Consider the following 21,131-nt stretch of genomic DNA (forward strand, 5'->3'; position numbering starts at 1 on the left):
ATTCAATCTACTTAGATCAATTTATCCCTCAACTTTGATTACTTTTCGATATAGATAATCATTCGGATCTAGTTTTTGATTGAGAGATACAGGGTTTGAAGATCGAAAATAGCTTGATAAAGGCATCATTTTTTCAATCAAATGCGTTTTATCCTTTGATTGTTTCATTAATTTAACAATTGTTCGATCATCCGTTAGCTCAAAACGATTTTTTTCTGTAGGAATCATTAATCCAAACATATTGGCGCCATCCATCTTATTTTTGATTTGCCGACCAGACTCATTCTCTTGGAGTAATAACTCATTGCCCCAACGGAATAAGCGTCGAGTCCCCCCGCCAACGACATATTCCCACTGATCTTCTGATAATAAATCAAAACCCTCACGCTTAAGAGCATGCTTCAATTCATCATGAGTCCAATCTGAATGACTATAGACGAAATAATAATCTGATTCAGGCAAGAATTCCAAATACACTTTATTTTTTATTAACACAGTTTTAGGAAATGACCAACTGAGGCTTTCTGCAGCGGACAGTCTTGGAAAAAATGTTTCACAAATCTCTTTTTCATAGGGAACATACTGCTCAATTTCTCCTTCAAAGGTTCCTGTGACTGTATCAAAGATCCCTAAAAACTCTGTCCCTGCTGGTAAGGCATATTTCTGAACTATCATCGCAGGAATCTTAACTTTTCTTAAGTCTGTTGTATGTTTGTTTATGTATGCTGAAATGCCTTCCAAGGAAGTCAACTCATCCGTCGATTCTTTTTCATTCCACTGAGCGACAGAATCGATGGCTTCATTTGTCAGCGTGGTTTTAAAGGTGTTCTTGGCAAAATGTGCCGCATCAAAACCTAACAATTCATGAGGTCGTATCCCTTCCGCGCCTAAATCCCAGCCGAGGATTGTTTCTTTATTTCCAGGAATAAAAACAAATAGTTCACCATCTAATTCTAATTCAAATGTACGGCATTTAATGCCATAGAGCTCAAAATTTACTAATTCCATTGAATTAATTTCTATTGTAGGTGGAACAAAATACATCAATAATTGGTGTAAAAGTGCTTCTTTTTCAGCATCTTTTAAGTTTTTCCAATTTGCCCACTCAATTTGTTCAAACAGATCCAAGTTAACCCCTCCTCGTATGTTAATAACAGAGCTAGTCACTAAAGCTAGATGACATCAAAACTATCTGCTATGATTAAGTATACCATTGAATGAAACATTCTATAAGAATATTATCTGGAGGAATTATATGCATACTCACTTTGGTTGTGAACGCTGGCACCAAGCCGCAGCCTTTGCACTACGTTATGATGTTTTTGTTTTAGAGCAAGGAATTTCATTACAGAATGAATTTGATGAACTAGATACAGAAGAGCGTAATTATTTCGTTGTTTATGAAGCGTCACTTGCCGTTGCAACGATTCGTTATCAAAAAAAAGACGATGACACGATTCAACCAGATCGTTTTTGTGTAAGAAAAGAATATCGTGGCAAAGGCCTTGGCAGAAATTTATTGCTGCTTTTAGAAGATAAAGCTATGAAAGATGGCTTTAAATATAGTATTCTTTCTGCTGAAAAAACTGCTTTGTCTTTTTATCAAGCCTTAAATTACTCAATAAATTCTAAAGAGTATCTAGAAGATGGCATTGTCTGCGTAGAAATGATCAAAAAATTAAGCAGCTAAGATGAACTACTCATCTCGCTGCTTACTATTATTTATAACTATTTTTTTTAGACTTTTTCGCTGTCCGAGTTTGCTGACGGCGTTCTACCTTGCGTTTTTGCTTATTACTAGCAGAAATTGCCCATTCAATTTTCTTTTTATAGCCTGGTTTGATTTTTTTCTTTTTCTTTTTAACCAACCCAATCAAGGTCGGATCTTCCAAAGCATCTTTTGATTTTTCACGTTTGGTTCTTCGATTACGGTCATAAGTATCGATCATTTCACCATTTTTGATTTCCTTTGGATGAAACTCAATCCCTAATTGTTCCACTTCAGAAATCGCATCTTCGTCTGCCGGCGAATAAAGTGTAATCGCTGTTCCATCCAATCCGTTTCGTCCCGTTCTACCGACACGATGAATAAAGAAGTCTAAATCACTTGGGACTTCTGCATTGATCACATGAGAAACGCCTTCAATATCGATTCCACGTGCAGCTAAATCAGTTGCTACCACATATTGAAACTCGAGATCTTGCACTTGGCGCATGACACGCTTGCGTTCTCTCGGAGAAATATCGCCATGGATTTTCGCTACTTTTAAGCCTTGATCTTTTAAATAATCAGTGATTTCATCCACACGTTGTTTCGTATTAGCAAATATAATCACTAAATACGGATGACCAATCGTTAATAATTGGTAAATCAAACGATTTTTATCTTTTCCTTTTGTAGAAATCAGCCAATTATCGATTGTCTCCGAGATGATGTTTTTCGGTTGAATATGCTCTATAACTGGGTTTTCCATGTATTTCTTCAAGAAAGGTTTCAATTTTTCTGGAATCGTCGCAGAGAAAACTAACATTTGTAGTTTATTAGGCAAACGTCCTGCAATTTGATCCACTTCTTCTAAAAAGCCCATATCCAGCGTCATATCAGCTTCATCGACAACAAAAGCAAATGCGGTATGTGCTTTTAGCGCTTGCTCGTTCATCAAGTCTAAAATACGACCTGGTGTCCCAATAACCACATGTGGTTGCTGATGTTTTAATTTAGCAATTTGTCGTTGTTTATCCGTTCCACCTACAAAATTTGTCACACGAATTTCAGGCTGACTGAATTTTGCGATTTGGATCGCTTCTTGATAAATTTGGTTCGCTAACTCACGACTAGGTGCCGTGATCAAAATCTGTACCTCATCCAATTGAGGATTTACTTTATTCATCAAAGGTAATAAAAATGTATGGGTCTTACCGCTTCCTGTTTGGGATTGACCGATGACACTTTTGCCTTTTGTAATCACTGGAATCAATTTTTCTTGTACTTCTGTTGGTTGTTCAAACCCTTTATCTGCTAATGCTTCCATGATAAAATCGTTGAACTGAAATTGTTTAAATGAACTCATTTACCTCACCTCTTTCAAACTTGTTGTGTAAGTCCTCATGCATTATACCACAAAAACCGCAAATCCTTATTGATTTTCTGTATTTTTCTCTCTTTTTATCGTACTGATCGTATAGGTATGACTTGCTTTTTCATAAAACAGGCGCCGTTTCTTTCTGACCAATACATATAATACATTGATGAAAAACAGAAGCAGTAAAAATGAACAAAATAGAAATTGCATAAAACTCACTAGCTGCAACATCCGATTGTTTGAATTCAACAAGCCAGCAGAACTTGTCAAGTATGAACTAATCAACCCATAAACAAAATATAAGTAGCCATAACGGATAAATAACGCTCTAAAACGAATTTTTTCATACCCTTCTTCTACTATCTGAATACGAACGATTTTCTTACCGATTGTTTCGCCATTTGTAAGTTTAGGTATCAACATAAATACGATAAATACCATAAGGAAAAACCAGACTTGATTTTCAAATGCAGAATAACCTGAAAACCATTGATGATACTCTGGAATTAAATTAAAAAGAAGCATCAGTATTGTTTGGACAATCGAGATCACAAACCAATCAATTAGAAACGCCACAAAACGTCTAAACAAGCTGACTGATTGCCCTTTTTCGTACGCCGCTTCATCCAATTCATCTCTTGTTGGAAATAAAAAGGTCAACATCGGTGTGATCGCGTATCCGACAATTCCACCAAAAGTATTGTTGATCAAATCATTTACATCCGCTAATCGATATGGTCTAGGATAAATAAAATACAACCCACTCAGCTGCGTCAACTCAAAAAATAAAGATAAGAGAAAACTAGCGAGAACGACTTTTTTGAATGAAAGTTTGTAATAATAGCGTAAATACACCCCAAAAGGAACCAGCAATAGAACATTGAAGACCGGCTCCAACACGACGCCTTGTCTTAAAGCTGGGATAAACGTACTTGGATCATGGATATTCAATACTGTATCCTGTAAAAAGCGACTGACAAAATAAAATGGCCGTAATTCTAATATTTGACTTGTGTATTGGGCCACTTCAGATCGAGGCGGCAAAGGTAAAATAATTAAAAAATAAGCGCATAATAAATAGAAAACAAATGAATAAAGTATTAGTGCTCTTCTGAATAAAAATGTTCCGTATTTCCGGTATTCACGAATCACAAGCACAAATGAAATCGCAAAGGCTAAAAAAGGAAAAACGATTATCGCTGTTTTGATTGGTACGGCATATGCTGACATCTAGAAATCACTCCTTCTTCTTTAGTTTAGTAGAAATTAAACGCTTTGTCATTTCTAACAACTATAGCTTTAACAAAAAATATATTTTGCAAATTGAAAAAATTGCAGTATGATTGAGTTGTAGAGTACTAGATAAGAATGCTCCACCGGATTAAACTATTCAATTTTTACTTACGGAGGCTTGTTTTATGTTAAATCCATATTTTGCTTTTGGTGTTCCTGTTTTTCTACTTTTTTTATATGTTGTTTTTGCTATCATTAGAAAAAAAAGCACTCTTCATTATATTGGGTTTGTTCTTTTACTGATTGCTACATTTATGATGGCATTTAGTTTCCAAGTATTACAAGGTTTATGGACTTTGGAAGAGAGTCATGCTATTGAGCAACTAGATAAGTTGAATTACTCGTCTGAACTATTATGGATTCCACTTGTTTTGGGTGGTCTATTAGCTATTGTGAATCTTTGGCGCGGAGTGAAAAGAGTGAAGTCATTTCGAGAGGGTTTAACTTAAGAGTACACAAGAGGGGTGTGAGACAAAAGTAGAAATCACTTTTGTTTCACACCCTAAATGCGAATAAACGGTGGGAGCAGAAGCAATCCTTTCGGAAATAAGCTTCTGTCCCAGCCTCCTCTAAAAATCAGTAATTATTAATTCTTCTTCACAAACTCAGATTTCAATTTCATCGGACCAAAACCTTCAACTTTACAATCAATATTATGACCATCTGCCGCATCAACCACTAAACGAATGCCTTTAACCTTCGTTCCTTGTTTGATTGCACCACTTGCCCCTTTGACTTTTAGATCTTTAATAACTGTCACGTTATCGCCATCAGCTAACTCATTGCCATTTGAATCCTTAATCACCGTCGCTTTATCTTCTGTAGCATCTGCTTCTAACCATTCATGTGCGCATTCTGGACAAATCATCATGCCACGATCCTCATAAGTGTATGTTGAGCCGCATTCAGGGCAACTTGGTAAATTTTCCATTTAAATTCTCCTTCATTATCGTTCTCTTTTAAAGTGTTATCACTTCATTTTAGCGTACTTCTAAACGAAAGAAAAGAACTATTCTATTTACAAATAGTAACGTTAATTGGATTTATTTACTTTCTTTGCCATTTTCAACGTAAGAAAGGTCATTGACACTATCGATTGTGTATTTACCGTCTTTGTACGTTACTTTTGAGATACTCGCATTTTTTAATCCGTCGTCTGGTAGGTCTGCATTTGCATCTAATTCACCTAATAACGTAATAATACTCATTCCATGGGACACAACCAATACGTTGTTTGCGCCTTCCTTCTCAGCGTCCTTCACGATATCATCTAATCCAGCTGTTAAACGAGCAACGATTGTTTTACTATCTTCTGCTGGCCAGTTCACGCCTTCTTCCACATTTTTCTTATCTAATCCAGACAATACATCGGCAAATTCGATAATACCTTTATAAAAACCGACTTCTTTCATCCATTCATTGTATTCTTCAAACGTTTTTCCTTGTTCCTTCGCTACAGCTGTCTGCATCTCTTCGTTCATCAAGCCTTCATACGTACCAAAATTATATTCCCTTAAACGTTTGTCTTTCATCATTTCTTTCATCATTTTTTCTTGACCATTATTTTTTAAGACTAATTCAGCCGTTTCGATTGCTCGTCCGCTATCGCTTGTCACGACTTTATCAAAGGTAATATCAGACAACCCTTTTCCTAACTGCTCCGCCACTTCAACGCCAGCCGGTGTTAATGGTGCATCGATCCATCCTTGAGAGCGATCTACGGTATTCAACATTGTTTTACCATGACGAGCAAGATAAACCACCACTTCCGAATGTTCTTTCTCTTTTGCATTGGTTTTCTTTTCTTCTTTTGCAGTGCCATTACTACATCCAACTAAAACCATCGACAATAATGCTGCACCAACAACCATCTTTTTAAATTTCATCACTCTTTCTCCTCCATGCTATTCCTTATTTTTAGTTAAATAATTTTTGGATACTTTTTGTCCTTTAGAAAAAAAAGAAAAAACCCAACTACACCAAATAACGTTATTTGGCATAATCAGGTTTAGCTTGTTATAAACAATCACTATCCGCTATTTAACTAGCTTTAGTATAACGGATATCGCTGTATATGTAAATGCTTTCAGCTGTTATTTTTAAATTCTTTGCATAATTGTTTGATTTCATTGTAAATAGCATCGATTTCTTCTTGATTTTTGGCATTAGCTCCACTAGCTAATGGATGCCCACCACCATGATGCTCCTTGGCCAACTCATTGATCACAGGTCCTTTTGAACGTAAACGTACTCGATAATAGCCTTCTGGCTGCTCTACGAAAATCCCCCATGCTAAAACTTCGTCGATCACGCCTGGTAAAGATACAATCGCAGCCGTCTCTGAATCCACTATCCCATACTCCTTCAGTAATGCCTGAGGTAGCATAACTTTCGCTGCACCATAGTCATCTACTTCAATATTTTGATACACATATCCCGCTAGTTTCGCCACGTTCATCGGAATTTGTTCTAATTCACGAGTCAGCTCAGCGGCATTAAACTCATATGTCCTCAATTTGGCAGCTACTTCTAAAGTATGCGGTGTTGTTGCAGGGTATAAAAATCGCCCTGTATCACCAATAATGCCAGCATAAAGCAAACGAGCAGCATTACTACTCATAATCAGCTTATCTTCATTTAGATGATAAAAATCAGCAATAATCTCACTACAACTGCTTGCTTTCGTATTGACCCAAACGATGTCACCATATGGATCGTCATTAGGATGATGATCAATTTTAATCAATTCTGCCCCTAAATGATAGCGCTCATCACTGATTCTAGGAGAATTAGCTGTATCAGTAACAATAACTAATGCCCCTTGATAGGTTTCGTCAGACACTTCATCCATTTCAGCTAAGAATTCTAACCCTTCAACCGAACCACCCGCTTGATAAATCTTCTTATCCGGAAAGCTTGCTCTCAAGATTTCAGCTAAGCCAACTTGTGAACCAATTGCATCTGGATCAGGTCGTTGATGACGATGAATAATAATGGTTTGATACGCTTTTATTTTTGTTAAAATTTCTTTTACAACATCCATATTCTATTTCCTCCTATGTCCGCTCCATCACTTGACACACCACGATTGCTTTGGCTACAAGAGCGTTCTCTAAATAAACTTCAATATCTAATTTGGCCGAACGACGACCGATTTCTAAGACTCTTGGACGAATATCCAGTTCACTTTCTAATTGAATCAAACGCAGATAATGCAAACTCATTTGTTCGATCAAGACATTTCTTCGTTGATTGGTGATCATCGTGCGCTGAGTCACATTTGAGATGATTTCACTTAATACACCGAAAGAAATTGTCCCTACACTATTGACCATCTGAGGCGTGACTGAGAATTTAAATTGTGGCTCATCTGATTTACTTACTTCTTCAATTGGCATGACTTCACCAGAAATTTGATCCGAAATCGTATCTGCAATTTGCGGTTGCCGTTGAACCAATTGCATCGCTTTCATCACATCTTGCCGAGAAACAAAGCCCACTAAAGATAAATCATCTTCAACAACCGGCATGACTTCCAATCCATCCCAAATCATTTGATGGCTGACACTTGCTACACTCATCATTTTTTTCACAACGATTGGATCTTTTGTCATAACTTTGTCCATCGTTAAAGTTTCTGATTTGCCTAAAACATCTTTTGCTGTAACGATTCCGACCAATCTTAGACTCTTGTTGACTACAGGGAAACGAGAATGATGCGTCTTTTCAGAAAGTTTTTGGTAATCCGCAATGGTATTGGTTGAAAATAAGTAGTTTGTTTTTTCTAAGGTTGTATAAATATCACTGACCAACATGATATCTTTTTTGATTAATTGATCGCTTAACGCTCGATTGATCATTGTCGCTACGGTAAACGTATCGTACGTTGTTCTTAATACAGGCATTTCTAATTCATCTGCCAGTTCAGCAATTTCGTTTTCTGTATCAAATCCACCAGTAATTAAAACAGCAGCCCCGTTTTCTAAGGCTAATTTTTGAACGCCTTGGCGATTTCCGACAATCATCAATGAGCCTGGGGTAATATAGCGAGTCATTGCTTTTTCAGTCATCGCACCAATCACAAACTTATTTAAAACCTTATCTAAACCAGCTGAGCCTCCTAAAACATCACCTTCGATGATTCGAACTACTTCGCCGAATGTTAATTTTTCAATATGTTTTTTTAATTTGCGCTCGATCCGAATCGTTCCGACACGCTGAATCGTTGAAACCAATCCGATATTTTCAGCATCTTTGATTGCACGATAAGCTGTTCCTTCACTAACACCAAGATTTTTGGCAATACTTCTAACTGAAATACGATCCCCAATCGGTAAACCTTCAATATATTTTAATATTTGATCATGTTTCGTCGCCATAATATCCTCCTTATTCTATACGCACAATGAGCGCATTCCGTTTTTATTTCTTTCCCTAAAAAGTAGGTTCATGAAGATAGATCAAAATTCATAGTCTTAAGTGTCTAGTCATTGGAACTACTTTCAGTCGTCATTAATCGATTTTAGTTTCTATAGAAATCAGGAGCTTTCTTTTTTGAATACGCAATCTGTTTTAATGCCTCTTAAGGAGATTTTGAAACAGATACAAGTTCCTCAGTTATTGACTTCATTTAAAAAGTATAACAAAAAAATAGATATTTTAGTACAGTTATTCTTCTTTTATTGTAACAGAAGTTAAAAATAAACAAACGTAATTTCTATTCAATTTGCCTTTCCTTCCTCCAAAGTTCCTAAATTCATTTATGATCTGACTTTTGAAAACCAAACTAAGCTATTTTCACTCCTTTTTTAAAAAGGAGTAAGATAATAGCGGACTGTTTATACTTTTTTAAGGAGATAACTATATGGAATAAGTGAATAAATTTCAAGGGAATCCCCTTGTACAAAAAAATCGGATGGTCTTTCCTTTATTAATGGTTATTGGCTCTCTGATCAGTGGTTTTTAACGGATAAAAATCGGAACAAAAATTCTAGCGTTTTCTGGCTTAGTCTTGTTGTCGGTCACCACTTTAATGTATATGGTTTTAAATCAAGGATCTCCACTTTGGTATTATATTTTAGCGACTAGCATTATGGGATTAGGTAATGTGTTGTTCCAACCTCCCAATAACACGACCGTCATGAGTAGTATTTCAAAAGAAGATTTTGGTGTAGCTGGAAGTATCAACTCCTTTGCTCGTAAGGTAGGAATGGATCTAGGTATTGGGTTAGGCGGTTTATGGTCAACGTGTCACAACGTCTATAAGTGAGCGACCTGATGTCTTTATTTTTGGAATGAGAATCACTTTTTTTGGTTCTTTTATATTATGTTTAACGGCTTTAGGACTAACGTTCTTCCGTTCATTCAAAGCTGAGAAAATGAAATAGAAAAAAATGAAACTGGCAGATACATCTGATTACAGTTTCATTTTTTATGGACCCAACATTATGTAGAGCTATTTATCTTCATTGCCACTTTTAATATTTTTGATAAAATCCTCAAATAATTCGGTCCCGATCCCCATCTTTTTATAATTTTCAAGAATGGACTTTAATTCCATTAACAGATAACCAATATATAACACATAAATTAATCCTACACCTGCTCCACCTGGAATCAATGGCGCTAAGGGAATAAAAAACATCAGCAAAACCATACTAGCCACTTTCCTTAAAATGCCATTGATTCCTACTTTACTTAAAAAATCGATCTTGGGATTGATTTTTGCAGCTAAGCTGCCGCTTAAAAAATCGATGATCATCGCGATACAAATCAAGGTTAAAACATAAATTGCTTTATGATCTGTATCAACTAAAAAACGATCTAAATACTCAAACATCTTCATAATTACCACCTTTTACTTTTTTTCCTACAGTTATTATTGCTTTTGAATAGAAACGATAGTTCAAACCTAATGCCTTTTCTCGTTTATTTTTGATCATTGTTTAACTAACGCTATAAGAATAGTTTACTCGGTTTTTCTATGATGAAACTGGCATATCTCTCCCATAATAATGTCACTTTTCACTCAAGAGTTTCCCGCTTTCATATGACTCCGCAAATCGGATCATCGCTTTATCTAGTTCTCGGTAAAACTTACTTTCACTCATGTGATGCTTCATATAAATCGCGATGTTTGTTGTAAAGTTGCGGTCCATATACTTATCGTACAATAGTTGTCTATCATAAGTATCCAACTGGTTGATAGCCTCTATAATCTTGGCTAGCTCAACTTCAGCAAGATATTTTCGGTCCACTACTTTATCAGCTTTACGGGAAAATTCTCCATTGGCATTTTTCATTTCAAATGTATAAGCTGCTGTTACTTTAGGCGAATGTTTTTCACCAGCGATTCTTACTAAGGAACGGTACGTCTTTAATAAAGCATGAACTTTCTTTTTTGTTTTCTTTCGATCGATTTCAGGAAATAATAGCATCTTTTATCCTCTCCTTTTCTTAATGGTTTGACTCAACACAATAGCAACTCTTTTTTGATGATGGTTTGAATTTCTTCTCTTTAGACCCTAAGGTAGTCCTCAGATACAGCTGAAGTAACTCAAAGTAATACATTAGTACCGCACAGTTCTTTTATGCCCTCCATTTTGTCTCTTGATTTTTAGTGAATTAGCTATTATAGGATAAAATCATTGACTAGCATTAGCATTTACGCTATCATGTAAGTATAGTTAAATAAGCTCTATTCTACTTCCGCCGCTTTCTAATTTTAGAAATTGACTGCTAGAATGGCTTTGCCTAACTATCTACTGATAAATTAGCTTATAAGAACATACTAATAGTTTAAAAGCTAATTGTCAACTAAAAATAGCTTAAAAGCTAATATTTTTTTCATTTAAGCTTATGAAAGGTTGAAAAACATGAGTTTAACTTACAGAATCAAAGAGCTCGCAGACAAGAAAAAAGTTACATTTGCTGAAATCGAACGAAATACAGGTATTTCAAACGGGCAAATTCGTCGCTGGGATACTTCTTCCCCTAAAATAGAAAATATCCAAAAAGTGGCCGATTATTTTGATGTATCGACGGACTATTTATTAGGAAGATCGGAAATACCTTCTATTAAAGAAGCACATCAAGAAGAACATCTTTCTTCCCAAATCATGTTTCGGATGAATACCGAAGGATTATCTGAAAACGAAGTAGATGAATTGAAAGATGAAGTAAATCGATTTTTGCGTTTCAGACGGTCAGAAATCGAACGAGAACGAGAATTAAAACAAGACGACAAGGCGTGATTGGATGACAGAGCAAATTGATGAATATCTTAGTTTTTCGGATAAAATAAACGATTATATCTCGGCTTTGATGGTCGCAAATAATATCGTTTATGAAAATTACGATTGTTCCTATCTTTGGGATTTCGTAAGATCTAAGGGAGTTTCAATGCGCAGTTTTCCATTTGATGGTGTCGCAAGAGATCGTATTTCTGGTATGATCGTTAAAGACTCTTTAGAGACAACGATTGGCTATAATCAAAACATGAGTGAAAAAAGAAAGAACTTTACAATCAGTCATGAGATTACGCATTATTTATTTCATATGACTGAAAATGATACGATTTTTACTGATACAGAACGTAGTTTGCACTACTCTTATAATGAAGTACTTCATGAGTTTCAAGCAAATATTGGCGCTTCTGCAATCCTTGTACCTGATGTGGTATTCTTTCGCTTTTTAAAAGAAGGATGGAATTTATCACAACTGTCGAGTCGTTTTGGGATATCAGAAAGTGCCCTTTATATTCGTTTGATTCATACAATGCAGGCTAATTTTGGTGTTTCTTATATCGCTGCCAAAACAAATGCAGATGCTATTCGGTATAAATTTAGTGGTAAAGGGCAACATGCGGCTATTGAATTAGGAAAAAATTTGGAAACACGATTGTTTCGAACAAATCGATTTATTGAAGCATTGTAGTTACAAATGAAAAAAGTGGAGCTAAAATCATTTTTTTGATTTTAGCTCCACTCTTTCTGTCTACTAAAACAAAAAAACCACCACGACCGTCGTCTGTGGTGGAAATGAAGGTTGTTATTTACTCTTGGTAGTTATTTCATTACGTATTTTAATAACTTAAAGTAATGTAAAATAAGTAATCTTATTTTTTTAATACTTAAAATGCCGTCATATTAACCATCTTCTGTGGTAAATTTTGTGGTAAATTTTTTAATTGTTAGTTATCGGTTTAATATTTACGTTTTGTTTGATATACTTACTTAGAAATTTAATTTAGGAGGATCGACATGAAAAAAGTGGTTTACGGGTTCATTTTTATTGCTGTATTCGGACTTACAGCGTGTGGAAATGATAAAAAAGAAACTTCTTCTAGTAGTAAAGTAGAACAATCGGAATCTAGAGTAAAGAATGCGGAAAGTTCATCTAGTGCAGAAGTGGAAGAAAGCAAACAAGATAAAGAGGAAATGTTAGTAAACTTAAAATCTGAGACGAACAAAAAAATTATTAAAGCTTTCTTAGATGCTAGTTTAGAAATAGAAAAACAAGATGCGGTTGATTCTATTGAGAATATCCCTAGTCAGGCCGAAGAAGTAAATAGTCAAGATAATTACGTCAGCCAACTCGGATTTCAAACATCTGCTTCTGAAAATGCCAAGAACATAACTATAAATACTTACAAAAATATCGAAGATTTAAACGAAGCAGAAATGTATTATATAGAAACCTATGGAGAACTGCTAATAGTCAAAAATGAAAGTATACTGTCTATTATGTTGTCATATAAAAATGATGAGACTGTGGATATATTCAACAAGTACAAAGAAGTATTTGAGAAAATACAATAAAATTATTACATGTACAAGCCCCCACAATCGTGAGGGCTATTTTAACGAAAAAAATCCCACCTCAAAAGAGATGGGAACGGGGAGATTATAAAAAAGTCTCGTTATTAGGGTAAGATAAGTATATAAACTCTTGTCACATTTTGCAAAGAAAAAGACTTTATTTAATTTCTTTTGAAGCTTTCTCTAACTGTTTCAATTGGAAATTATCATAGTTAAAGCGCATACGAGCGGTAGAACGACCATATTTTTTCAATTGTGCTTCTGCAGTCGCTACTGCTTCATCTGTTGGTAAGTACCATCGAGTTGCTCCGTTCATGAACCAAATTTCCGTATTTCCTTGTCTGCGTGTCACTTCATAAATATACATAATATCATCCTCTTCTATTTTTTGTGTTGGGCTATTGCTATCCGCTGAATCGCTGCTGAATCCATTCGCTAAATCACTTTCAAACTGATTGACAGTAACTCCCCACCGGTTTAAATAAGGGTACGGGTCAATGTGGTCACTTCCATTATTCGGCTGATTGTAAGTGCAAAACATGTGAGTTTTAATTCCCGTTAAATCCTTGGTATCTAAAGTTAGTGGTATGCCTGCTTCTTTAGCTAATTGTCGAAGCAACTCCACATATAAACGATAATCTCGTTCAAATTCTGCTCTCGTGGCATGACTTTGGATTAACTCAACTGCAGCATACGTTTCGTAATTCCACCCACCACCAACATCATAAGCCCCACGTCCTACTTCAGCTGTTTGGATGACCTGTCCATTCCCAACTACGTGAGTGTAGAACCCGCTATTTAAATCTTTTCGGCTCATAAAGTCCGCTTCATTCTGTGCGGTGGAGTTAGGATTTCCAGTGCTGTGGGGATGAATTTGCCTGTAAGGTGCATAACCTACTTGTGGAGTAGACCTAATCTGGCGTTTAATCTCCATCCTCTTCACTGCCCTTCTTTAAATTGCTTGCTCCTAAATCATAAAACCCACCTGCTGCTAAACCAGCTATAGCGCCACCCCAAATGAAGTTAATTAAATTTTCCGGGTCATACGAAAGGCTCCAACCAATGCCAAGTGCTACTCCTAAGCCCAAATTGATTAATGGTAACCACTTATTATCTGTTCCCGTGTACTTCTTTACTAGTTGTGTTGCCGCTAATACAAACGCAACAATCGTTGTAGCTGATGCTAATATACTGTCCATTCTTTTTCCTCCTAAAAAAGAGAAAGCCGCTAAGCTTCCTCTTTCGTTTTTTTGATATTCTGTTCTTCTTTTTTCTGTTCTTCCAGAATTTTTAGTACTTGATCATTTAAAACATTTTTCACTGCTCGTTTACCTTTACACCAGGGATTCCACCATTGACAATAGCTCATATTGTTCACTCCTTTCTAGAAAATAGATAACTTATTGTTGCAGTAGCTACCGCCACATACAAACCGTTCGTTTGCATAAATTGATTAGCAGTCTCGCCTATTAGCGCCGAAAAGATAATCAACAGTAAGAAAATGCTAATCGTTATCACAAAGACCCTCACAATACGAGGTAACGATTCCCAGACTTGTCTAAACAAAACTTTCTTTGCAATCTCTACGTCCGTTGCTAAAAGTGCAAGCTTTGCTTTTTGTTGGCTTTGATCTTCTTGTATCGAGATAACAATTTCATAGATTTTGTTTAACATTTCAGTGTTCCTTGTCTGTTCAACTTGCATTGCTTCAATTTTTCCAATTGCTTCTAATAAATCTTGTTTACTTGCGTACTTTTTACTGGCAACTTCATTTACCTGCTTTTCTAAATCTTCTTTTTTTATATAGCGATCATCGAAAATGTCCTGTAATTCTTCGAGTTTCACATCATTCATTTGTCCACCTACTCTCTTAGTAACTAAATTCTCTGTTTGTCGCTCTTCCGCATCCTAAAATAATAATTTTTCGATTATTTGTATCAATCTGTATCACTTGTAAAGCATCTTCTTTGGCTGTGCCCAATGACGTTTCTGGTTGCCAATCTTCGAAAACAGCTTGGCGACAAATGATTACATTAAATCCCTCAACTAAAGTCATTTTTTCTGTATGATTGTGTCCGGCGATGTATCCAACAAAATTACTCGTTTTGCGATCCGAAAAGTCTACCGCAAAATTTACGCCGAAATCTTCTTGGTAAATACTAGTACTATCACTTACAAGTTTTACTGATGTTCGATCATTAAACGCCTTGATCATTTTTATCAAACTCTTATGATTTATTGAATTCGCCTCATTTTGAGAACCATCAATTGGGACGTGACTAAACATCACTACATGATAATCATCTGGGCAATTACCTAGCGCTTCTTGTGCTATCCATTTTAGCTGCCTTTCTCTAAATCCCATGGTGCCCATACCGTAATACTTCAGCTTGCCTGCAGAATCAACTATTGTTGGATTATCAATCGAGTCTAAAAATATAATTCTGATTTTGTATTTTGTATAATCTTTGTAGCCATAAAGACTATCTCCATCTCTCACTTCATCGTAATTACATGCTTTTGTTCTATACATGGATTTAAACTCATCCGCAGTGATAACATCACTTAAAGCTGGTTTTACTTTGTTAAAATCACTAGGCTTTTGCGATCCGTCATCATGATTCCCTCGTAACGCAAAGCGGTCAGCTTTATTGCCGGCGAAGAAAAACGACAGCCATTGATTCATTATAGTTACGTTAAGTTGTTTCCCTATCCGTCCACTTTGAACATTATCGCCTCCAGCAATCAGTACATCGACAGAATCTTGTAAATAAACTAAATTATTTATCTTGGATATTCCGTCTGCTACATGTTGCACCCAATACCACAAATCATAGTGATTGTCCGTCTGATAACCGATGGAAATTAAATTGGGATTAATTTTATTTTTTAATTCATCCAGCGCAGACTTATAAAAGACCTCTGGTACATCCAGAGGCTTAACTGGGAAAGTCTGATTCTGTGTAATAAATTCCCGTACCTTGAAAATCATATCCAGAAGAAGGTAACGAACCGGCAGTTAAAAGTCTGAAGTTCCCAGATCCACCATAAAGTGTAGCAGCAAGTTGTTCTCCGCCGTTTGATCCTAACGGAACACCAAAACTTCCAGGACTTTGCGGAACAAACCCTTTTGGGAAAGGCGCAAGATTTGCCCATCTGACTGGACCAGATAAACTTAGATAGATACCGACAGTTACTAGGTTACCGACACGCCAAAGTCGGATAAAGCCACCTTTTATATTTGCATTTGTTGACGTATTGAGTGTTATTTCTTTGTAGGCTACACCTCTATCGACTGCAATTGGAATATTGTTAATTTGAGGGATGCTAGTAAAGTTTTTAACACCGCCAACATCTTCATCTCCTACTTTTCCAACAAATTTTCCTTTGACCCACTCTGAAATTGCTTGGAAAACGCGAACTGGCGTCATATATTTGTTGGATACTTCCCCAATTTCAGCTTCTTCTTGTGTAGCTACACTGTAATTTTCCACTAGCCCTAATCCTATTTGAGATTTTGACACATTATGCGGATTATCATCGTTAACTGTATGTTCATCTAATTCGGTTTTAGTAGCCAGATTCGATACCTCTGATTCAACATAACTTTTTTTCACGAATCCTGACGTCTCTAGTACAGTCAAAGGATTCAAAGAAATCGTTAATTGTGTACCTATATAATCCGTATCAACTATAGATGCAGTAACACCATTGGCACTATCTGTGTAAACCAGGACATTCAATTTCCCCTCACTACTGATAAAGTTACTATCATTGATGTCAATCTTAAAATCAGTATAATCAGCTGCGTTTTGTTGGATTTGTGTAGTATAGGTATTGGCTGATTCTAAATAGGTAGCTACTTTTAAAACTTTGTTACCAGAGGAGCTGGCTTTGCTTCTTGTATTTAAGCTAAAGGAGATAAAATTATCTTTCACGAATTTAACTGATTCGCCAATGTCTAAACCATCAAATATATTTGGTGCCAATTGCTTAACCGTTTCTAATATGTCAAACTCGTATCTCTGTTGCGGAACAATACCATTTCTCATCGATTCAGTAGAAACACCCGTATCATCACGACCAGCTACTTTGTTGTATTCTTCTTGATTCATTTCTGTCCAACTAGCAGTAGGTGTTTTTAAACTCGTTGAAGAGTTATCTGCGTAAGCAACATGGGGATTGCTAGATTTATTGCCAGCCGTTTTACCAGAAAAGTCCATAGTTTTAGAAGTATTTATTGGACCGCTAAACATTTGTACGGCATCAGCTGAAGTCAATCGATCCCCAAAATCTTTGATTAATCGAGCTTGTAACGTGGTTTGTTTGATTCCTTGTGTATCAGTTCTTGCCTGTACAATTTCTGGGGTGCTATCCCCAGATTCAGCAACTACGTCCTCAAATTCATTTCTTAGCGCATCAAAATCTTGTTTGTTTTGATTGGCAGTATTAATTGCCCGATTTGACGTATCAACGGCTGTTTTTGAATCAGCAATTGCTTGGTCCGCTTTTTTATTGGCGTTTTCTCCAGCTTCTTCGGCTATTTCCTTGGCTTGATTACCAGCATTCTCAGCTATCTCTTTTGCTTGTTTTACACCTTCTGTCAGTTCAGTCTTGTAAGCATCTACCTTTTCTGATGATGCGTTTGATTGATCTAAAACAGCATTAATTTTTACGCGTCCTTGGTTTAGTGTGTCTGTTTCTTTGATTTGTTCAACTGCCATTTAAATCACCTCTATTCTTTTTCAATTGATTGGATTGTCATTTTTTGTTCGATGTGTTCCCCAAGTAAGATAAAGCTATTTTCCGAAGTGTTAGACAGTTCTTCAAAAATTTCATCTAAAGATTTATCTGTTTCTGCAGTAAATGCTTCTCCATCTATTTTTTTCACTTTAATTTTCATTCTATTCCCTCCAATTCAGCATTAACGATTTCGATCAGAGCAACCTCACTCACTCTTACAGTTGCAGTATCGATCATTTCACAAAACTCGCTTTTACTTTTCAATATTTTGTTCCGGATTTCCTTTGCTTCTGATTCTTTTTCAAAATACATCTGTACATGAACACCATTCTTCAAAGTAACTACTAAAGCTTTCATTAAAATTGACCTCCTAGTTGTGATTGAATAAATACACGACAAATAACTTGCGCTTCGATTCTCGCAAGTCTGTTTGGTTTAATCTGTATTGTATGATTACCTCTGGATATTTTCCCAGAGGTTGTTTTTCGTAGATGGTCCACTAAATTAAGTCGTTGTTGGCTTGTCTCGTGTTGCGTAAGTACTTTCCCATCTACAATGATATCAACACTGCTTGCACTATTCGGAGCTTCGTATATCCCCCATTCGAGAGGATGTGTATGGTCTGGTAACGTGACTTGATGCGTATGTGCTGGAATAGTTACCTTATGCGAATGTTTTGGAATATTGATACTAAAGTTGTGAGTATGGTTTGGTATATTTACGTTATGAGAATGTGCTGGAGTAGTCACTGTGTGAGAATGTTCCCCGCTCTCTTCCCTTGTGTACAAATCGCCATTTATCCCCACAAATTCAACTAATTGACCATTCATCGCTTCATAGCGCAATGCTTTATCCGAAATAGGTCCAGATTTGGAGGTTCTTGTAAACATTAGATGTCTATGCTTTCCACCAGCACTACTTGTTTGCGTACTTTTACCATCTACCGTACTTGTCGCTGTGCTTCCGCCTCCACCAGAAGTAGTTGAACCTGTAGAATAATTACCGCCATCAGTACTCGTTTGAGTGCTAGCACCACCAGCAGAAGTAGACTGTACTCTTGCCCCACCACCTTTGACAGCTTTAGTGTATCCTCGATATCTTTTCGTTTTAAACGTCAATTCAACCGTGTTCACATGAAATACATCGTCATCCAAGTAAAACTCTATAATCGCTGGATATGCTGACTCACAATTATCTTGATAGCTATAGTTCAGAATATTAGTGGCACCTTGAGAATAGGTTTCGTTGATTTCTTGTTTCCTACCAAGATCAGACATGGTCGTGTTGATATCACCTTTTAAATTACCGATTTCTAAGTCAAGTTTTTGAGGTTGACCAAATACATCTGATTTCGCTTCTTTTTTTATTCTTAAATTAACGGAACCATAGTCATTTGTATTAATCATAACTACTGATCCTTGGCGTAGTTTATCAATTTCGAGGGGTTTATCTGTCAGTTTGATTAAATCCGCAGCGGTTACTGACCAGCTAACTTTAGGTTCTCCCCATTTTTTCAGCATGGCTTGAGCGTTGTCTTTTAGAGCCTGAGGAATAGTAAACCGTTGATCTACCCATACATATTCGACTAGACCATATTTTTGAATGGAAGCTTTATCCTCCACATAAGACACGTTGTTATTAACTGATTTTATATTAATTTGATTTACACCTTCGCCAGAACCTAATGGATACACACGATTGACAAGACTGTTAGGATCCACCTTGATTTCAAAGCCTTCCATATTATACCCTTCTTGTATCCGACAGATTGGCTCTGTTTTTGGTCTGACCAGTGATAACTCAAAGGGGTAAACTTGGGTGTTCCATTCCCATATATAATCTTCATCAAAGGCTTTTGGAATACTAAATAGAGCATCGGCTAGTCCATTTTCATTTTCCCAAGCGTATGAGAAATAGCGAGTAAACTCACATTTTTTTAATACCCAATGCTTTACTTTTTGTTGTGCTAATACGTAATTGATCACATCAACAGTCTTTTTATTGACTAATTCATGGTAACCAAAAAGGACACTATCGAGAAGTGTCCCTAAAACATGATAAGCAGTGTAGTGGATCGTATAGTTACTTCGGTCCTTCTTTATTTCAGAAGGCATGATTCTGTACAAACCAATGTATTCATTTTCGTTGTCCGTAAGCTCTACCCATTGCAACGCTTGAATTTGTTCGTTTTTCGGATCATCAATTGGCATTGTAAACTCTATACTGCCGATTTCGTTTTCAATTTTTTCGTAGCTGACTTTTGTTGCATTTTCTAGAATAGCTGTGTATTCACGTTTCAAATCCATTGTCATTAACAACGAATATCACTTCTCCTTTCGTTCTGATATAATTTATTTAGAGAGCGAGGTGAAAAAAATGAAAGCTTATCATATAGATAGATTAAAAATTCTTCAACCGGGTGATATTGTTTCTATTACTCCTTTTGAAAATATTACGTTGAATTCTGATTTAAAAAATGAATTATACGACTTTTTCCCAAAAGGTCTCTCATTTCACGGTATGCAGTATTTTACAAAACCTACTGACTCAAATAATGCCGCAGCTACAGTTTTTGAAACAATTTACGAATACCATAGAAGATTGTTTTTTCAATCAAACATCTCTCGCATGGAAGCACTATTTGCATGTCCTGATAAAGATTCAGTTAGAAAGTGGATTTCTAAATTGAACTTAAATCATGGAAATTATACTGTTCTTGAAATAGATACAATGACTTCTTCTGTAGAAACTCATGATGCAACTTTAATAGCAGGTGGTTCTTTAGAAGACTTATCTGACTTTTCATCACTACACTCAGCATCATGGGCAAATAGTTATTGGTCAGCTAATTCTCCAATAGAACTGCCAGAACTATTAATATCTCCCGCTTTTCAAGTTATCAAAATATGCTTGATTTAGTTTTTTTAACTTATCGGTAAAATTGCTTGTTTTTTCTTTAACATTTGATGAGTAACTACTCAGTTGAATCTTAGCAAATCCACCAGTTAATTCAATAAAATACTCTGTGGTTTGTGCCTTAGGTATTTCTATAGCATTTTTGTGTTGCCCATCATTTTGAGAGTCTTCAAATCTTTTTATTATTCCATTTTTAGAAACCTCTAGTGGATCATCATGCTCTAAGTTAAGAATAGCTTGGAGCATGTTCTGTATTTGTTTTAGCTCATTTATCACA

The 21,131-nt window shown here is 36.0% G+C and carries 25 protein-coding genes and 1 pseudogene; 7 read left to right on the forward strand and 19 right to left on the reverse strand.

The window, feature by feature from the left end; genetic code table 11:
• Window positions 1-21 precede the first annotated feature (21 nt).
• Window positions 22-1,128 carry a DUF7278 family profilin-like fold-containing protein gene (locus IGJ34_RS09350; RefSeq protein ID WP_430597285.1) on the reverse strand — a complete coding sequence of 369 codons (1,107 nt, stop codon included), beginning with the start codon at window positions 1,126-1,128 and terminating at the stop codon, window positions 22-24.
• A 127-nt stretch (window positions 1,129-1,255) separates the two neighbouring features.
• On the opposite strand from IGJ34_RS09350, the gene IGJ34_RS09355 reads away from it, so the two are divergent.
• Entirely contained in the window at window positions 1,256-1,690 is a 435-nt protein-coding gene (locus tag IGJ34_RS09355) for a GNAT family N-acetyltransferase (protein ID WP_206837892.1), read from the forward strand.
• Window positions 1,691-1,718: 28 nt separating this feature from the next.
• Here the strand turns inward: IGJ34_RS09355 and IGJ34_RS09360 are convergent, their stop codons facing one another.
• A complete protein-coding gene (locus tag IGJ34_RS09360; RefSeq protein ID WP_430597286.1) occupies window positions 1,719-3,071 on the reverse strand; it encodes a DEAD/DEAH box helicase in 1,353 nt (450 codons plus the stop codon).
• 66 nt (window positions 3,072-3,137) lie between these two features.
• Window positions 3,138-4,313 carry a VanZ family protein gene (locus tag IGJ34_RS09365; protein WP_430597287.1) on the reverse strand — a complete coding sequence of 392 codons (1,176 nt, stop codon included), beginning with the start codon at window positions 4,311-4,313 and terminating at the stop codon, window positions 3,138-3,140.
• A 188-nt stretch (window positions 4,314-4,501) separates the two neighbouring features.
• Between IGJ34_RS09365 and IGJ34_RS09370 the strand changes: the two genes are divergently transcribed.
• A complete protein-coding gene (locus tag IGJ34_RS09370; protein ID WP_430597288.1) occupies window positions 4,502-4,825 on the forward strand; it encodes a hypothetical protein in 324 nt (107 codons plus the stop codon).
• A 137-nt stretch (window positions 4,826-4,962) separates the two neighbouring features.
• Here IGJ34_RS09370 and IGJ34_RS09375 read toward each other — a convergent pair whose 3' ends face one another.
• The 4 genes from IGJ34_RS09375 to IGJ34_RS09390 all read right to left on the reverse strand — a co-directional run bounded on the left by IGJ34_RS09375 (window position 4,963) and on the right by IGJ34_RS09390 (window position 8,755).
• Complete coding sequence (locus IGJ34_RS09375; RefSeq protein WP_430597289.1) at window positions 4,963-5,307, reverse strand: zinc ribbon domain-containing protein YjdM; 345 nt, start codon at window positions 5,305-5,307, stop codon at window positions 4,963-4,965.
• Between the two features lie 112 nt (window positions 5,308-5,419).
• Window positions 5,420-6,262 (reverse strand): histidine phosphatase family protein, encoded by an 843-nt coding sequence (locus IGJ34_RS09380; protein WP_430598531.1) that lies wholly within the window; start codon window positions 6,260-6,262, stop codon window positions 5,420-5,422.
• A gap of 200 nt (window positions 6,263-6,462) precedes the next feature.
• A complete protein-coding gene (locus IGJ34_RS09385) occupies window positions 6,463-7,419 on the reverse strand; it encodes a DHH family phosphoesterase (protein ID WP_430597290.1) in 957 nt (318 codons plus the stop codon).
• A gap of 13 nt (window positions 7,420-7,432) precedes the next feature.
• Window positions 7,433-8,755, reverse strand: coding sequence for a DRTGG domain-containing protein (locus IGJ34_RS09390; protein ID WP_069654256.1), 1,323 nt, complete (start codon window positions 8,753-8,755; stop codon window positions 7,433-7,435).
• A gap of 536 nt (window positions 8,756-9,291) precedes the next feature.
• Between IGJ34_RS09390 and IGJ34_RS09395 the strand changes: the two are divergent.
• Window positions 9,292-9,763 (forward strand): annotated as a pseudogene (locus tag IGJ34_RS09395) (MFS transporter); the annotation flags it as partial.
• Between the two features lie 68 nt (window positions 9,764-9,831).
• Here IGJ34_RS09395 and IGJ34_RS09400 read toward each other — a convergent pair.
• A complete protein-coding gene (locus IGJ34_RS09400; protein ID WP_430598532.1) occupies window positions 9,832-10,215 on the reverse strand; it encodes a phage holin family protein in 384 nt (127 codons plus the stop codon).
• Between the two features lie 178 nt (window positions 10,216-10,393).
• The gene (locus IGJ34_RS09405; RefSeq protein ID WP_206837900.1) at window positions 10,394-10,813 is read right to left on the reverse strand and encodes an ArpU family phage packaging/lysis transcriptional regulator; all 420 of its coding nucleotides are present in this window, start codon (window positions 10,811-10,813) and stop codon (window positions 10,394-10,396) included.
• Between the two features lie 438 nt (window positions 10,814-11,251).
• On the opposite strand from IGJ34_RS09405, the gene IGJ34_RS09410 reads away from it, so the two are divergent.
• The 3 genes from IGJ34_RS09410 (at window position 11,252) to IGJ34_RS09420 (ending at window position 13,195) form a co-directional block, all read left to right on the forward strand.
• Window positions 11,252-11,629: a helix-turn-helix domain-containing protein gene (locus IGJ34_RS09410; RefSeq protein WP_069654260.1), complete on the forward strand. Its 378-nt coding sequence runs from the start codon at window positions 11,252-11,254 to the stop codon at window positions 11,627-11,629.
• Window positions 11,630-11,633: 4 nt separating this feature from the next.
• Window positions 11,634-12,311, forward strand: coding sequence for an ImmA/IrrE family metallo-endopeptidase (locus IGJ34_RS09415; RefSeq protein ID WP_430597291.1), 678 nt, complete (start codon window positions 11,634-11,636; stop codon window positions 12,309-12,311).
• 326 nt (window positions 12,312-12,637) lie between these two features.
• On the forward strand, window positions 12,638-13,195 hold the full coding sequence (locus IGJ34_RS09420) for a hypothetical protein (RefSeq protein WP_430597292.1): 558 nt from the start codon (window positions 12,638-12,640) through the stop codon (window positions 13,193-13,195).
• Between the two features lie 157 nt (window positions 13,196-13,352).
• Here the strand turns inward: IGJ34_RS09420 and IGJ34_RS09425 are convergent, their stop codons facing one another.
• The 9 genes from IGJ34_RS09425 to IGJ34_RS09465 form a co-directional block, all read right to left on the reverse strand.
• Window positions 13,353-14,012 (reverse strand): hypothetical protein, encoded by a 660-nt coding sequence (locus tag IGJ34_RS09425; protein ID WP_430597293.1) that lies wholly within the window; start codon window positions 14,010-14,012, stop codon window positions 13,353-13,355.
• 106 nt (window positions 14,013-14,118) lie between these two features.
• Window positions 14,119-14,394, reverse strand: a complete 276-nt coding sequence (locus tag IGJ34_RS09430) for a holin (protein WP_111248351.1) — start codon at window positions 14,392-14,394, stop codon at window positions 14,119-14,121.
• A 29-nt stretch (window positions 14,395-14,423) separates the two neighbouring features.
• Complete coding sequence (locus tag IGJ34_RS09435) at window positions 14,424-14,564, reverse strand: hypothetical protein (RefSeq protein WP_430597294.1); 141 nt, start codon at window positions 14,562-14,564, stop codon at window positions 14,424-14,426.
• A 5-nt stretch (window positions 14,565-14,569) separates the two neighbouring features.
• The gene (locus IGJ34_RS09440) at window positions 14,570-15,049 is read right to left on the reverse strand and encodes a hypothetical protein (RefSeq protein WP_069655388.1); all 480 of its coding nucleotides are present in this window, start codon (window positions 15,047-15,049) and stop codon (window positions 14,570-14,572) included.
• Window positions 15,050-15,065: 16 nt separating this feature from the next.
• Window positions 15,066-16,187 (reverse strand): metallophosphoesterase family protein, encoded by a 1,122-nt coding sequence (locus IGJ34_RS09445; RefSeq protein WP_430597295.1) that lies wholly within the window; start codon window positions 16,185-16,187, stop codon window positions 15,066-15,068.
• Entirely contained in the window at window positions 16,135-17,919 is a 1,785-nt protein-coding gene (locus IGJ34_RS09450) for a hypothetical protein (protein ID WP_430597296.1), read from the reverse strand. Before IGJ34_RS09450 ends, IGJ34_RS09445 begins: the two co-directional genes overlap by 53 nt.
• An 11-nt stretch (window positions 17,920-17,930) precedes the next feature.
• Entirely contained in the window at window positions 17,931-18,098 is a 168-nt protein-coding gene (locus tag IGJ34_RS09455; protein ID WP_430597297.1) for a phosphoribosyl-ATP diphosphatase, read from the reverse strand.
• Entirely contained in the window at window positions 18,095-18,295 is a 201-nt protein-coding gene (locus tag IGJ34_RS09460) for a hypothetical protein (RefSeq protein ID WP_430597298.1), read from the reverse strand. Before IGJ34_RS09460 ends, IGJ34_RS09455 begins: the two co-directional genes overlap by 4 nt.
• Window positions 18,295-20,256 (reverse strand): phage tail spike protein, encoded by a 1,962-nt coding sequence (locus tag IGJ34_RS09465; protein ID WP_430597299.1) that lies wholly within the window; start codon window positions 20,254-20,256, stop codon window positions 18,295-18,297. The genes IGJ34_RS09460 and IGJ34_RS09465 overlap by 1 nt, the downstream gene beginning before the upstream one ends.
• Before the next feature lie 58 nt (window positions 20,257-20,314).
• Between IGJ34_RS09465 and IGJ34_RS09470 the strand changes: the two genes are divergently transcribed.
• A complete protein-coding gene (locus IGJ34_RS09470; protein ID WP_430597300.1) occupies window positions 20,315-20,857 on the forward strand; it encodes a hypothetical protein in 543 nt (180 codons plus the stop codon).
• On the opposite strand, the gene IGJ34_RS09475 is transcribed toward IGJ34_RS09470, so the two are convergent.
• Window positions 20,813-21,130: a hypothetical protein gene (locus IGJ34_RS09475; protein ID WP_430597301.1), complete on the reverse strand. Its 318-nt coding sequence runs from the start codon at window positions 21,128-21,130 to the stop codon at window positions 20,813-20,815. The genes IGJ34_RS09470 and IGJ34_RS09475 overlap by 45 nt on opposite strands.
• Window position 21,131: the final 1 nt, after the last annotated feature.

Origin of the sequence: Enterococcus sp. AZ177, from assembly GCF_050544585.1 — a bacterium.
In the GTDB taxonomy this organism is placed as follows: Bacteria; Bacillota; Bacilli; order Lactobacillales; family Enterococcaceae; genus Enterococcus_L; species Enterococcus_L plantarum.

What these genes read in the sequence shown, in the direction of transcription:
- IGJ34_RS09355 (WP_206837892.1), top strand. Translation starts at nt 1,256, where the DNA reads ATGCATACTCACTTTGGTTGTGAACGCTGGCACCAAGCCGCAGCCTTT.
- IGJ34_RS09360 (WP_430597286.1), bottom strand. Translation starts at nt 3,071, where the DNA reads ATGAGTTCATTTAAACAATTTCAGTTCAACGATTTTATCATGGAAGCA.
- IGJ34_RS09365 (WP_430597287.1), bottom strand. Translation starts at nt 4,313, where the DNA reads ATGTCAGCATATGCCGTACCAATCAAAACAGCGATAATCGTTTTTCCT.
- IGJ34_RS09370 (WP_430597288.1), top strand. Translation starts at nt 4,502, where the DNA reads ATGTTAAATCCATATTTTGCTTTTGGTGTTCCTGTTTTTCTACTTTTT.
- IGJ34_RS09375 (WP_430597289.1), bottom strand. Translation starts at nt 5,307, where the DNA reads ATGGAAAATTTACCAAGTTGCCCTGAATGCGGCTCAACATACACTTAT.
- IGJ34_RS09380 (WP_430598531.1), bottom strand. Translation starts at nt 6,262, where the DNA reads ATGAAATTTAAAAAGATGGTTGTTGGTGCAGCATTATTGTCGATGGTT.
- IGJ34_RS09385 (WP_430597290.1), bottom strand. Translation starts at nt 7,419, where the DNA reads ATGGATGTTGTAAAAGAAATTTTAACAAAAATAAAAGCGTATCAAACC.
- IGJ34_RS09390 (WP_069654256.1), bottom strand. Translation starts at nt 8,755, where the DNA reads ATGGCGACGAAACATGATCAAATATTAAAATATATTGAAGGTTTACCG.
- IGJ34_RS09400 (WP_430598532.1), bottom strand. Translation starts at nt 10,215, where the DNA reads ATGTTTGAGTATTTAGATCGTTTTTTAGTTGATACAGATCATAAAGCA.
- IGJ34_RS09405 (WP_206837900.1), bottom strand. Translation starts at nt 10,813, where the DNA reads ATGCTATTATTTCCTGAAATCGATCGAAAGAAAACAAAAAAGAAAGTT.
- IGJ34_RS09410 (WP_069654260.1), top strand. Translation starts at nt 11,252, where the DNA reads ATGAGTTTAACTTACAGAATCAAAGAGCTCGCAGACAAGAAAAAAGTT.
- IGJ34_RS09415 (WP_430597291.1), top strand. Translation starts at nt 11,634, where the DNA reads ATGACAGAGCAAATTGATGAATATCTTAGTTTTTCGGATAAAATAAAC.
- IGJ34_RS09420 (WP_430597292.1), top strand. Translation starts at nt 12,638, where the DNA reads ATGAAAAAAGTGGTTTACGGGTTCATTTTTATTGCTGTATTCGGACTT.
- IGJ34_RS09425 (WP_430597293.1), bottom strand. Translation starts at nt 14,012, where the DNA reads ATGAGCCGAAAAGATTTAAATAGCGGGTTCTACACTCACGTAGTTGGG.
- IGJ34_RS09430 (WP_111248351.1), bottom strand. Translation starts at nt 14,394, where the DNA reads ATGGACAGTATATTAGCATCAGCTACAACGATTGTTGCGTTTGTATTA.
- IGJ34_RS09435 (WP_430597294.1), bottom strand. Translation starts at nt 14,564, where the DNA reads ATGAGCTATTGTCAATGGTGGAATCCCTGGTGTAAAGGTAAACGAGCA.
- IGJ34_RS09440 (WP_069655388.1), bottom strand. Translation starts at nt 15,049, where the DNA reads ATGAATGATGTGAAACTCGAAGAATTACAGGACATTTTCGATGATCGC.
- IGJ34_RS09445 (WP_430597295.1), bottom strand. Translation starts at nt 16,187, where the DNA reads ATGATTTTCAAGGTACGGGAATTTATTACACAGAATCAGACTTTCCCA.
- IGJ34_RS09450 (WP_430597296.1), bottom strand. Translation starts at nt 17,919, where the DNA reads ATGGCAGTTGAACAAATCAAAGAAACAGACACACTAAACCAAGGACGC.
- IGJ34_RS09455 (WP_430597297.1), bottom strand. Translation starts at nt 18,098, where the DNA reads ATGAAAATTAAAGTGAAAAAAATAGATGGAGAAGCATTTACTGCAGAA.
- IGJ34_RS09460 (WP_430597298.1), bottom strand. Translation starts at nt 18,295, where the DNA reads ATGAAAGCTTTAGTAGTTACTTTGAAGAATGGTGTTCATGTACAGATG.
- IGJ34_RS09470 (WP_430597300.1), top strand. Translation starts at nt 20,315, where the DNA reads ATGAAAGCTTATCATATAGATAGATTAAAAATTCTTCAACCGGGTGAT.